The sequence below is a fragment of the Rhizobium phaseoli genome (assembly GCF_010668805.1).
Classification (GTDB): Bacteria; Pseudomonadota; Alphaproteobacteria; order Rhizobiales; family Rhizobiaceae; genus Rhizobium; species Rhizobium phaseoli_A.
In genome coordinates this window covers 484,450-497,199 of the sequence record NZ_WUFT01000001.1, presented here as the reverse complement: position 1 = coordinate 497,199, position 12,750 = coordinate 484,450, and the positions used below count along the sequence as shown (strand labels likewise).

Sequence of the window (12,750 nt, the reverse complement as noted above, 5' to 3'; positions counted from 1 at the left end):
TCAGTTCACAGTACTCATGACACGCGCGATAAGATCGCGCACACGCGCCGCATCCGGCACGTCACCGAACAGGATGCGGTACATGATCGGCGCCACGACCTGATCCATAACGCGGTCGAGATCCGGAAAGATCTCGCCGCGCGCCTTTGCCCTTTCGGCGATGACTATGATCTGCTGGCGGGTATATTCGCTGCATTTGCAGGCATTTGCGCCCGTTTGCGCAGCCAGCACGTCGCGGATCATCTCGCGGCCCGGCCCGGAGGACATTTCCTCGGCATACTGCTCGGCCCAGGCTTCGAGGTCCGCCTTACCGCTGCCGGCATCGACCGGCTGCATATCCGGCCGCAGCCGCTCGACGGCAACATCGGCAAGAAGCGCCTGCAGCTCACCCCAGCGGCGATAGATGGTCGACGGCGTCACGCCGGCCCTGGCGGCGATCAGCGGGATCGTCACCTCAGCGCGGTTCATCTCGGCCAGCAACTCGTGGACCGCCTTATGCACCGATGCCTGAACCCGAGCGCTTCTACCGCCCGGACGGAGAGTCTCTTTTACCGCCATGCCTGCAATCCAACTTTCGTTTCTTTGTTTTATGCATGTCGTTATCCCGGAACCGCGGCACACTTCCGGGCGACAGGCATACCATGGTTCAATATCTTTGACAGAACCATAAACGCAAAGAATTTGCCTTTACCATGCATTCGTCCTACATGGAGCTAACGCAACGGATTAGCTTTAAGAGGACTTATATATGGTCGCCGCAGCCAAATCCACCGGGAATGCGCAGAGACCCTCGATCGGTTTTCATGCGCTGACGCTCGCCACCTTCTTCGGCGCCTCCGCGGCGCCGACGCCGCTCTACCGGATCTATCAGGAAAATTTCTCGCTTTCGCCGGTGCTGATCACGGTGGTCTTCGCGGTCTACGCTTTCGCGCTGCTGGCGGCACTGCTGACTGCCGGTTCGATCTCCGATCATCTCGGCCGCAAGCCGGTGATCTTTTTCGCCCTGGTGCTCGAAATCATCGCCATGGGCCTCTTCGTTATCGCCAGCGGCCCCGGCTGGCTGATCGCGGCGCGGATCGTCCAAGGTATTGCAACCGGGATCGCCGGCGCCTCGCTTGGCGCCGCTCTCGTCGATGTCGACCGGGCAAAGGGGCAGATCGTCAATTCGATCGCGCCGCTTTGCGGCATGGCGGTGGGCGCGGTCGGCACCAGCGCTTTGATCCAATACGGCCCCTTCCCGATGCATCTCACCTATGCGCTGCTGCTCCTTGCCTTCACGGTGCTGGCAGCCGGCATCTGGTTGACGCACGAGACCGGCGGCACGCGACCGGGCGCGCTCGGTTCGCTGATCCCGAGCGTCGCCATTCCCCAGCAGGTGAAACGGCCGCTGTCGCTGGTGACGCCGATCAACATCGCCAACTGGACGCTCGCCGGCTTCTATCTCTCGCTGGTCCCGTCGCTGGTCGCCAGCACCACCGGCAGCGGCGCGCCGCTGACCGGCGGGGCCGTCGTGACCGCGCTGATGGCGAGCGGGGCGATCGCCGTCTATCTCAGGCGCAGCAAGTCGGCCTCGGCCAATCTCGGTTTCGGCGTGTCGGCCAAAACGCTCGGCATTTTGACGGTGGTTGCCGGCGTGCATCTCGCCAATGTGCCGCTGCTTCTCATCGGCACGGTCTTCACCGGCGCCGGTTTCGGAACCAATTTCCTCGGTTCGATCGGCACCATCATGCCGCTCGCCAAGGCGGATGAGCGGGCCGGACTGCTATCGGCCTTCTATGTCCAGAGCTATCTCGCCTTCAGCCTGCCGGCGATCCTTGCCGGGTTCCTGGCGAAATCGGCCGGTTATGCCCTGACGACCGATATCTATGCGACGGCCATCCTGCTGCTGATGGGCGTCGGACTGCTGGGGCTTCGCGCCGGCCGTCGGAAGGCGACCGCGTGAGGGCGTGGCCGCGACCACCCGTGACGGGGATCCGTCACCGCGTTCCGTTGAACGGATCGGGTCAGAAATCCTCCCAGCCGTGGTCGGCCGGAGCGGTTGCCTTTGAACCGCCACCCAGAGCGGTCGCCAGCGTCCTCTTCAATGCACGGGCCGGAGAGGGAACCGGGATGGCCGTGTGCGATGATACGATTTTCGGAGCGGCGATCGGACGCGGCGCATTCGAGCGCGATATCGCCGACGTCATGCCCGTGCCGGTATCGAGGCGAAACTGGCCCAACCGTCCGGACAGGGCGGAGACCTCGGTCGCAAGCGTGTGGGCCGCCGCATTCGACTCCTCGACCATCGCCGCATTCTTCTGCGTCGCCTGATCCATCTGATTGACGGCGGTATTGATTTCCTGAAGGCCGGTCGACTGCTCGCGGGCGGATTGAACGATCGCGTGGACATTGCGGTCGATCTGCTGCACCTCCTGAACAATCCCGTCCAAGGCATCGCCGGTCTCACGCACCAGGGCAACACCATGTCGCACCTGGCCGCCCGAAGCGCCGATCAGCGCCTTGATCTCCTTGGCTGCGCCAGCCGAGCGCTGCGCCAATTCACGGACTTCCTGGGCAACGACGGCGAAGCCCTTGCCGGCTTCACCGGCGCGCGCGGCCTCGACGCCGGCATTCAGCGCAAGCAGGTTCGTCTGGAAGGCGATCTCGTCGATGACGCCGATGATATTCGATATCGACTTGGACGACTGTTCGATGTCATTCATCGCTTCGACAGCCCGCTGCACGATCTGGCCGGACCGTTCGGCATTTTCCTTGGTGCGAACAATCATCGATCCGGCCTCTTCCGCACGTGCCGTGGAATCCTTGACGGATGTGGTGATCTGCTCGAGCGCTGCGGCAGTTTCTTCAACGGAGGCAGCCTGCTGTTCCGTGCGCCGGGCAAGATCGTCGGCCGCAGAACGGATCTCCTCGGTGCCGCTTTGGATGACCTCGGCATTTTGCGAGAAAGACACCAGCGCCGAACGCAATTTAACGACCGACTCGTTGAAATTGATGCGAGTCTCGTCCAGCGTTGCTGCGAAAGCATGATCGAGTGCGACCGTCATGTCGCCTTCCGAAAGCTTCGCCAGGCCAAGTGCCAATTCACCGACGGCGAATTTGACGTCCGCTTCCTGGGCCTGGTCGATCCGGGCGCGCTCGGCACGCTCCTTTTCCTGCAGCGCGCGGTTTTCTGATGCCTCGGCCTCCAGCCGCGCCTTTGCGCGATTGCCCTCCAGCAGCGCCTTCAGCGAGCGCGACAGGTCGCCGATTTCATCCTTCGCCTCGCCATCCTTCAGGGTCACATCGAGCTTGCCCGCGGCAATCTCGGCGGTCTCGGCGATGACGCCGGAAATCCGGCCTACAAACCGGCGTGCGATCAGCCACCCGGCAAGACCCAGCAGCACCGCCGCCAGGCTCGTCGCGACGATGGCATCCCGCACCACCGCATAGAGCGGCCCGAACAGTGTTGCCTTCGGAACCGAAACGATCGCATACCAATTGGGGCTCTCGGCAAGCTTGACGGCGATGGCAATTGCCAGGGAGACACTGCCGTCTTCATTGGTCACTTCACGCTCAACACCGGGATTGGCGATCAGACGGTCCCAATCCGCAGTTTTCGCTCCGGTTTCGGAAAGGCTTTTGCCGATGAGACCTGCATCCGGATGACTGACGATCTTGCCGGCAGTGGTCACCAGGCCAAGCAAGCCCGCTCCCATCGGTCGAACCGCTGACAGCGCCTTGTTGGTGTCCTGGAGCGAAAGGTCAAGGCCTGCAACGCCGACCGCCTTGCCATCGATGACAATCGGCTTGGTGACAGAGGTCATCAAGACGTCTTTTCCATCGATCGCATAAGAATACGGCTCGATGACAACGGTTTTGCGCTGCGTAAACGGCAGTTGATAGTAATCGCCCGCTCCGGCCACGGTGTAATCCGTCAACGCCGTATGCGTGATCTGCCCCCCGCTCCGCACCCAATAGGGCACATAGCGGCCTGTCGCGTCGTGTCCTTCCTTGCCGACATAGTCCTTGTCCTTGCCGTCGAAAGCATTCGGTTCCCATCCGGTCCAAGTTCCAAGGACTGGGGGGTTGGCTTGCAGCAGGTTGAGCAGGACCTTGTCCGCCCTGGCACGATCAGTGTCGCCCATCTCCTTCATCGTCGTCAGCACCGAGTCCAGTCCGTCCACGATATGCACGGTACCGCCGATATCCCTTTCGACTTTCAGCGCCTCTGATGTCGCGATCTGGCGCATCTGTTCGATGCTGCCGCTGCGAATTTCGGTATAGGACCGATAGAAAATGGCACCCGAAGCGACAATAACGGCAATGACGCCGCAGGCCGCCACAGAGAAAAGATTGCGACTTGTCGTAGACTTGAAAAGCATGTTCCCGCCCGCCTTCGCTGCTGTACTAACGCACGCCTTAAGTCCAATTCGCCGGCACGTTTAAACAACCGTCATCCAGCAGAAACTGAAGGCCTCCCAATCCCCATGCTTGCAAAATTTGATTAAAACAAAGTTCTTATTCTCTAAATCACGCTCGCGATCCCTCAAGTTCGCGCTCGTGATTTAAGTCTTTGTTTTTAGATATTCCTTTGCCGCAAAACCGCTGCACAGTCTGCGCGAGATGCTTGACCGGCAACGCAATTATTCAACAGGGCCAGCACTTTGCGGCGTCAGATCGAGCAGCGCGCGGCCGCTGCCATCCATGGCGAAGGGGACGGAAGCGTGCTGATGGACGACCAGCCAGCGGCCATCCCGCTTGACGAGGCCGAGGGTCTGGCGGAACCAGAGATCGACCGCGGTGCCATCGGTCTTGGTGCCGGTCATGCGCGTCAGACCGCTCCAGAAGGCGACATCGCCGCCGACCGTCAATCTGGCATCGCGCACTTCGCCGCCGATCGGGCCTTCCCAGGTATCGAACCAGGCCTGCACGCCGGCCTCGTCCTTGCCATTGATGACGAGCGGCGGCGCCAGCGAAAACTCGACGGAATCCTCAGCCTCATAGGAAAGCGCCTCTTCGGCGTTCTTTTCACCGAGCGCCTTGGCCCGCATCATCAGCATGGCGATGATTGCCTCTTCTTCGTGCCTGGCATTGGCTTCGTCTTTCACAACCGTTCTCCTTTTTCACGATAGACAGAGGACGAACGGCGGGAGGACGATCCGACAAGATGCATTTCTCTTTGCGTCATTCCGGATGCAAAACCGCCGCGCAGTCTTGCCTGAATTGCTTCAGAGATAACTCGTCACTTCAGGCTCGTTCCACCAGGCATCGTGCCTGCCGTCGTAATAACGGACTGATAAGGCTGCCAGTTCCTCAGGAGTGATATCGTCGAGGCAGGCGATGTTGATCGAGACATAGGCGCCGCCGATCGCCTCGACATAACCGTTGCCGTAGGCCGGCACGCCGCAGGTGCGGCAGAAGCGGTGATGACCGCTCATCGTGTTGAACTGGTAGTCCGATGTCTCAGCCTCGTCGCACATCAGCCGAAAATCTTCCGGCTTGACGTTGGCGCCCCAATAACGCCGCTTGGCGCAGATCGAACAATTGCATCGGCCAGTGCCCTCCTCGAGGTCGATGTCCACCTCGTAGTGCACTCTGCCGCAGTGGCAGCTTCCCTTATGGGTTTTCTTCATGTCGCGCTCCTCCTTCGATGTTGCGTTCAGCGCCGCCATATGACAATATGTTGTCACTATGAATGAAATACAAAATGGACAACATGTTGTCAAACAAAATCGACCGGAGCGGACGATGGAAGGGAATGCCTTTTCCGCTTTCGCAATCACCGCCCTTCGCCTGGCCGGCCATCTGACGGCGGCGGGCGACCATCTGGCAAAGCCTGCAGGACAGACAAGCGCGCGCTGGCAGGTGCTGGCTGCGGCAAGGCGAGGCGACATGTCGGTGGCGCAGATTGCCCGCGCGCTCGGTCTCGCCCGCCAGGGCGTGCAACGGCTTGCCGATGTGCTGGAGAAGGAAGGGCTGATCGCCTATGCCGACAACCCGCAGCACCAGCGGGCCAAGCTGGTCCGGCTGACGGCCGAAGGAGCCGCACGGCTGGGGCTGATCGAGGCGGCGCAGGCCGGATGGGCGGATGGGCTGGGCGCCGCGTTTACAGCTACCGAGCTCGATGCCGCGAGGGCGGTGATGGCGCGGGTGATGGAGATGCTGGAGGCCGTAGAGGCGTCTCGCGACTGAGAATTCGAACGGCAGTTCTTGAGGAGGCGCGGCATCGGCCGACCAGATACGAAAAAGGCCGGGCTAACCCGACCTTCCCTGCCATCTCAACGAACCGTGCCAGTACATCCGTGGTCACGATAGGGAGATGATATTCAAAACTTCACGCATCCAAGAGGACGCGTCAAGATTTAGGCCGCCTGGAGGCGGTCTGCAGACATTTTGCCGGACTTGTTGTCGCGGACGAGCTCGTAAGACAGCTTCTGGCCATCCTTGAGGTCACGCATGCCGGCGCGTTCAACGGCCGAGATGTGGACGAAAACGTCGGCAGCGCCGTCATCCGGCTGAATGAAGCCGAAGCCCTTGGTTGCGTTGAACCACTTAACGGTACCTGTGCTCATGACGATATCCTTTTCGAATCGTTCATAGAAGATTGCAGCCCGGAAAAATGCCGAGCAGCGATGAAAACCGATTTTGGAGGAAGTTCGCCAGGAACGACGCGAGCGTCGTTTCAAAGTTCATCTAGCAAGATCGATGCGAGAACGTTTAATCGGAAATTGTGTCCGTGGCAAGGCCGCAGCACGGAAAAGTCGAGTTCAGCTTGGTGGAGCATTTTTTGAACGTCGTGCCGTGCAAGCCCCCTCTGCCCTGCCGGGCATCTCCCCCACAGGTGGGGAGATTGGCAAGTGGCCAAACCTTTCCGTCTCCCTACCGTTGACCCGGCTGCGACGCCAGTTGATTGGGGAAGCGGTGCGCCCAGCCGATCTCCCCACCTGTGGGGGAGATGCCCGGCAGGGCAGAGGGGGCGGCCACGGTATGACGGTAAAAGTCGCCCGCCCTAAAACAGCTTACGCCGCCACCTTCGCCCCCGCATAGGGATCGAACCGTCCGTAAAACGTCTCACCCTTGGCAGCCATATCCCTCAGCAGCGGCGTCGGCTTGAAATGATCTCCGTAAGTCCTAGCTAACTTTTCCGCCAAGTCCACGAAGGCCGTTGCGCCCATGCCGTCGATGTAGCTCAGCGCCCCGCCGGTATAGGGCGCGAAGCCGAAGCCGAGGATCGAGCCGACGTCGGCCTCGCGCGGATCGGTGACGATGCCTTCCTCGACGGTGCGGGCGGCTTCGAGCGCGATGGTGACGAGGAAGCGTTGCTTTAGGACTGTGATGTCAATGTCATCCGCCTTCTTCTGCGGGTAGAGGCTCTTCAACTCGGGCCAGAGCGATTTCTTCGCCGGTTTCGGCGGATAATCGTAGAAGCCCTTGGAATTCTTGCGGCCGAAGCGACCCTCCTTTTCCACCATGCGGGAGATGAGCTCCATATGCCTCGGATCAATCGCCGTCTCGCCGAGATCGGCGGCGGTGGCCTTGAGGATCTTCAGCGACAGGTCGATGGCGACTTCATCGTTGAGCGCCAACGGTCCCACCGGCATGCCGGCCATTTTGGCGGCATTCTCGATCATGGCGGGCGGCACGCCTTCGATCAGCATATCGTAGCTTTCCGACATGTAGCGCAGCACGCAGCGATTGACGAAGAAGCCGCGGGTGTCGTTGACGACGATCGGCGTCTTCTTGATCGCCGCGACATAATCAAGCGCGACGGCGAGCGCCCTGTCGCCGGTCTCCTTACCGAGGATGACCTCGGTCAGCATCATCTTTTCCACCGGCGAGAAGAAATGGATGCCGATGAAATCGGCGCGGCGTTTGGAATTCTTTGCCAGCCCTGATATCGGCAGGGTCGAGGTATTGGAGGCGAAGATCGCGCCTTCCGGCAGCACGGCTTCCACAGCCTCGATGACCGCTTTCTTCACCTCGCGATCCTCGAACACCGCCTCGATGACCAGATCGGCATGGGCGAGGTCGGCGTAATCGGCCGAGGGCGTGATGCGGGAGAGCAGGGCTGCGGCCTCGTCCTGCGTAAATCTCCCCTTACCGACGGAATCCTTGACGAGACCTTCGCAGACAGCCTTGCCCTTGGCAGCAGCCTCCAAGTCACGGTCGATCAGCGTCACCGGAATGCCGGCGGCGGCGGTGACATAAGCGATAGAGGCGCCCATGAAGCCGGCGCCGACGACGCCGACATGTTTCAGCTCGGTCTTCGGGTGACCGGCTGGACGGCGCGCACCCTTGCCGAGTTCCTGCATGGAGATGAACAGAGAACGGATCATCGAGAAGGCTTCGCGGGTCTGCACTACCTCGGTGAAATAACGCTGCTCGATCTTCAGGCCGGTGTCGAACGGCACCTGCAAGCCTTCATAGACGCACTTCAGGATGGCAAGCGCTGCCGGATAATTGCCCGAAGTCTCCCGGCGCAGGATCGCGGGTGCTGCCGGCCAGAGCTGGGCCGAGGCCGGCGTCCAGATGCCGCCGCCGGGCGCCTTGAACCCCTTCTCGTCCCAGGGGGCGATCGGCTTCAGGCCATCCTTGATCATCTGCTTGGCGGCGGGGATGAGTTGGTCCGGCTCGACCACCTGATGCACGAGGTTCATCGCCTTGGCGCGGGAGCCGGTCAGCGACTGGCCTGTCGTCATCATCTGCAGCGCATCCTGGGCATTGGCCAGGCGCGGCACACGCTGTGTGCCGCCGGCGCCGGGGAAGATGCCGACCTTGACCTCGGGCAGCGCGATCTTGACGCTCTTGGCATTGGAGGCGACGCGGCCGTGGCAGGCAAGCGACATTTCGAAGGCGCCGCCCATGCAGGTGCCGTTGATGGCGGAAACCCAGGGCTTGCCCGATGTTTCGAGCTTGCGGAACAGGCCGGTCATGCTGCCGACCCTATCGAAGAGCTTCTGCACGGCCGTTTGCGGGCTCTTTTCCTTCTCATCCTGGTAGAAAGTGAAGGTCGACTTGACCATCGACAGATCGGCGCCGCCGGAGAAGGTGGACTTGCCCGAGGTGATGACGACACCCTTGACGGCGGCATCGGCAACCGTGGCGTCGATAATGGCGTCGAGCTCGGCCATCACTTCGGCGGTGAAGACGTTCATCGATTTGCCGGGCATGTCCCAGGTGACGAGAGCGATGCCGTCGGCGTCGGTTTCGAGCGTGAAATTGGTGTAGGTGCTCATCTTGGGAATTCCTCTCCCTGAATTCTCTTGCGGTGAAGCCCCTCCCCCTTGTGGGGAGTGGTTGGGGAGGGGCTTCTCGACAAAAGACCCCTCCCCTCACTTTGCTCGACCCTCCCCACAAGGGGGAGGGTTAAATCCCATTAAACGCGTTCGATAACCGTCGCCGTGCCCATGCCGGCGCCGATGCAGAGCGTCACCAGCGCGGTGTTCAAGTCGCGGCGTTCGAGCTCGTCCAGCACCGTGCCGAGAATCATCGCACCGGTGGCGCCGAGCGGATGGCCCATGGCGATGGCGCCGCCATTGACGTTGATCCTGTCGTGGTCGATGTCGAAGGCCTGCATATAGCGCAGCACCACGGCGGCAAAGGCTTCGTTGAGCTCGAAGAGGTCGATGTCGGCAAGGCGCATGCCGGTCCGCTTCAGCAGCTTCTCGGTGACATCGACAGGTCCGGTCAGCATCAGGGCCGGATCGGAGCCGATATTGGCGAAGGCTTTGATGCGGGCGCGCGGCTTTATGCCCATGCTCTGACCGCCGGCCTTCGAGCCGAGCAGGACGAGGCCGGCGCCATCGACGATGCCGGAGGAATTGCCGGCATGGTGGACATAGTTGATGCGCTCGATTTCCGGATGGGCCTGGATGCCGACGGCCTCGAAGCCGCCCATCTCGCCGGGCATCTGGAAGGAGGGGTTGAGGGACGCCAGCGCCTGCATGTCGGTGCCGGGGCGCATATGCTCGTCCTTATCCAGGATCGTCAGACCGTTCTGGTCTTTGACCGAAACGATCGACTTATCGAACCAGCCCTGCTGCCAGGCATGGGCGGCGCGCTTCTGGCTCTCGACGGCGTAGGCGTCGACATCGGTTCGGCTGAAACCGTATTTGGTGGCGATCAGATCGGCCGAGACACCCTGCGGCATGAAATAGGCCGGGAAATTCACCGAGGGGTCCATGAACCAGGCGCCGCCCGACATGCCGAGGCCGACGCGCGACATGCTTTCGACGCCGCCCGCGATGACGATGTCGTCGGCCCCTTGGGCAATCTTGCCGGCGCCGAAATTGACGGCATCGAGGCCGGAGGCGCAGAAACGGGAGATCTGCATGCCGGGCGCCCTGTTGGAGTAACCGGCTTCAAAGGCGGCTGCCTTGGGGATGACGGCGCCGGCATCCATGACGGGATCGACGCAGCCCATGATGATGTCGTCGACGGTCGCTGTGTCGAGCCCGTTGCGGTCGCGGATCGCCTCCAGCGTCTTGGCCGCAAGGCGGACGGAGGGCACCTCATGCAGGGCGCCGTCCTTCTTGCCGCGGCCGCGCGGTGTGCGGACGTGATCGTAAATGAAAACCTCGGTCATTGTCTCGTCTCCCTGGCGGCAATCTATCTTGCCTCGAATCTTGGAAGGAGGAGAGAAGACCCCTCCCCAACCCTCCCCACAAGGGGGAGGGAGTCCGTTAGCTCAAAACGCTTCGGCGGCCAGTTCCATCATCGTGTCGGCGCCGGCTTCGATGCGGGCCTTGCGAAGGGCGGTTTCCGGCATGATGCGCTCCATGAAGAATTTCGCCGTGATCAGCTTATTCCTCAGGAAATCCTCGCGGGCTCCGTCGCCGGATGCGAGGCCGTCCTCGGCGGCTTTCGCCATCTTTGCCCACATATAGCCGAGAACGACGAGGCCGAAGAGGTGCATGTAATCGGTGGAGCCGGCGCCGGCATTGTCGGGCTTGGCCATGGCGTTCTGCATGAACCACATGGTCGCGCCCTGGACGTCGTTCAAGCCCTTCTTCAGATGCTTGGTGAAGAAGGAGAGCTTTTCGTTATCCCGATTCTCCTCGCAGAAATCGCCGATCTCCTTGAACAGCGCCATGGCGGCGCGGCCGCCGTTCAGGGCGAGTTTGCGGCCGACCAGATCGAGCGCCTGAATGCCGTTGGCGCCTTCGTAGATCATGGCGATGCGGGCATCGCGCACATACTGGCTCATGCCGTGTTCTTCGATATAGCCATGGCCGCCGAAGACCTGCTGGGCCATGACGGCATGATCGAAGCCCTTGTCGGTCATCACGCCCTTGAGGATCGGGGTGACGAGGCCGAGAATATCGTCGGCCGTCTGGCGCTCCTTGTCGTCGGTGGCGCGGTGGGCAATGTCCGACTTGAGCGCGGTCCACAGCAGGAAGGCGCGGCCAGCCTCGTTGAAGGCGCGGATGGTCATCAGGGTGCGGCGAATATCGGGATGAACGATGATCGGATCGGCCTTCTTATCAGGCGCCTTGGGGCCGGACAGCGAACGGCCCTGGATACGGTCGCGGGCGTAATTGGCGGCGTTCTGATAGGCGATCTCGGAAATGGCGATGCCCTGCAGGCCGACCATCAGTCGGGCCTCGTTCATCATCACGAACATGGCGTTGAGGCCGCGGTTTTCGACGCCGATCAGGAAACCCGTCGCCTCGTCGTAATTCATCACGCAGGTGGCGTTGGCGTGGATGCCCATCTTGTGCTCGATCGCGCCGCAGGAGACAGCATTGCGGGCGCCGAGCGCACCGTCCTTGCCGACCAGGAATTTCGGAACGATGAACAGCGAGATGCCCTTGGTGCCCTCGGGCGCGCCTTCGATGCGGGCAAGCACCAGGTGGACGATATTGTCGGCGAGATCGTGCTCACCGGCGGAGATGAAGATCTTCTGGCCTGAGATCCTGTAGCTGCCGTCGGCCTGCGGCACCGCCTTGGTGCGCAGCATGCCGAGATCGGTGCCGCAATGCGGCTCGGTGAGGTTCATGGTGCCGGTCCACGTGCCGTCCACCATCTTCGGCAGATAGGTGCTCTTCTGCTCGGACGAACCATGGACGAGGATCGCGGCGATCGCGCCTTGCGTCAGGCCCGGATACATCATCAGCGACATGTTGGCGGCGGAGGTATATTCGCCAACGGCGGTATGCAGCGTATAGGGAAGCCCCTGCCCGCCGAATTCCTCCGGCACGGCAAGGCCGATCCAGCCGCCTTCGCGATAGGCCTTGTAAGCCTCCTTGAAGCCCTTCGGCGTCGAGACGCTGGCGTCGTCGTGGCGATGGCAGCCTTCCTGATCGCCGGAATAATTCACCGGGAAGAGAGCCTCCTCGGCAACCCTTCCAGCCTCGCCGAGGATCGCCTCGATCATGTCGGGCGTCGCGTCGGCAAAACCGGGAAGATTGTTGTAGCGTTCGAGGCCCAGCACGTCGTTCAGGACGAAGAGCGTATCGGTCACCGGGGCCTTGTAGACTGGCATCTCTCAAATTCCTCCCATTCGATTGCCGGGTCGCGCCGGCCTCGGGCACTGTCTTACAAAATATTGACGTTTGCGTAAACGTCAAATTCCGGGGTTGCACCGTCTTTTCTTGAAAAATTCGAGAGGACGAATCCGCGGCGACGAAGCGCCGCGAGGAACAAACGCCATCTCATCTTCCTTTTCCATCACAGAGGGGGGTATAAGCGGAAGCGTCTATCACGCGGCCAGCTCTTCGGGCCGGCGGCAGCAAATCGTAGCATCGCGGTAGGTCAGCAGCACTGTCTTAA

General features: G+C 61.6%; 10 protein-coding genes. 2 read left to right on the top strand and 8 right to left on the bottom strand.

The window, feature by feature from the left end; genetic code table 11:
- A complete protein-coding gene (locus tag GR197_RS02545; protein ID WP_164006452.1) occupies positions 1-558 on the bottom strand; it encodes a TetR/AcrR family transcriptional regulator in 558 nt (185 codons plus the stop codon).
- 190 nt (positions 559-748) lie between these two features.
- Between GR197_RS02545 and GR197_RS02540 the strand changes: the two genes are divergently transcribed.
- Positions 749-1,942, top strand: coding sequence for an MFS transporter (locus GR197_RS02540; RefSeq protein WP_164006451.1), 1,194 nt, complete (start codon positions 749-751; stop codon positions 1,940-1,942).
- Between the two features lie 61 nt (positions 1,943-2,003).
- On the opposite strand, the gene GR197_RS02535 is transcribed toward GR197_RS02540, so the two are convergent.
- The 3 genes from GR197_RS02535 to GR197_RS02525 form a co-directional block, all read right to left on the bottom strand.
- Complete coding sequence (locus GR197_RS02535) at positions 2,004-4,361, bottom strand: methyl-accepting chemotaxis protein (protein ID WP_164006450.1); 2,358 nt, start codon at positions 4,359-4,361, stop codon at positions 2,004-2,006.
- A gap of 261 nt (positions 4,362-4,622) precedes the next feature.
- Positions 4,623-5,087 (bottom strand): nuclear transport factor 2 family protein, encoded by a 465-nt coding sequence (locus GR197_RS02530; RefSeq protein WP_164006449.1) that lies wholly within the window; start codon positions 5,085-5,087, stop codon positions 4,623-4,625.
- Positions 5,088-5,207: 120 nt separating this feature from the next.
- Entirely contained in the window at positions 5,208-5,612 is a 405-nt protein-coding gene (locus GR197_RS02525) for a GFA family protein (protein ID WP_164006448.1), read from the bottom strand.
- Between the two features lie 58 nt (positions 5,613-5,670).
- On the opposite strand from GR197_RS02525, the gene GR197_RS02520 reads away from it, so the two are divergent.
- Positions 5,671-6,171, top strand: coding sequence for a MarR family winged helix-turn-helix transcriptional regulator (locus tag GR197_RS02520; RefSeq protein WP_164006447.1), 501 nt, complete (start codon positions 5,671-5,673; stop codon positions 6,169-6,171).
- Between the two features lie 170 nt (positions 6,172-6,341).
- Here the strand turns inward: GR197_RS02520 and GR197_RS02515 are convergent, their stop codons facing one another.
- From GR197_RS02515 to GR197_RS02500, 4 genes are all read right to left on the bottom strand, one after another.
- Complete coding sequence (locus tag GR197_RS02515) at positions 6,342-6,551, bottom strand: cold-shock protein (protein ID WP_003545273.1); 210 nt, start codon at positions 6,549-6,551, stop codon at positions 6,342-6,344.
- A gap of 447 nt (positions 6,552-6,998) precedes the next feature.
- Entirely contained in the window at positions 6,999-9,215 is a 2,217-nt protein-coding gene (locus tag GR197_RS02510; RefSeq protein WP_164006446.1) for a 3-hydroxyacyl-CoA dehydrogenase NAD-binding domain-containing protein, read from the bottom strand.
- 140 nt (positions 9,216-9,355) lie between these two features.
- Positions 9,356-10,564: an acetyl-CoA C-acetyltransferase gene (locus tag GR197_RS02505; RefSeq protein ID WP_164006445.1), complete on the bottom strand. Its 1,209-nt coding sequence runs from the start codon at positions 10,562-10,564 to the stop codon at positions 9,356-9,358.
- 102 nt (positions 10,565-10,666) lie between these two features.
- Positions 10,667-12,463 (bottom strand): acyl-CoA dehydrogenase C-terminal domain-containing protein, encoded by a 1,797-nt coding sequence (locus tag GR197_RS02500; protein ID WP_164006444.1) that lies wholly within the window; start codon positions 12,461-12,463, stop codon positions 10,667-10,669.
- Positions 12,464-12,750: the final 287 nt, after the last annotated feature.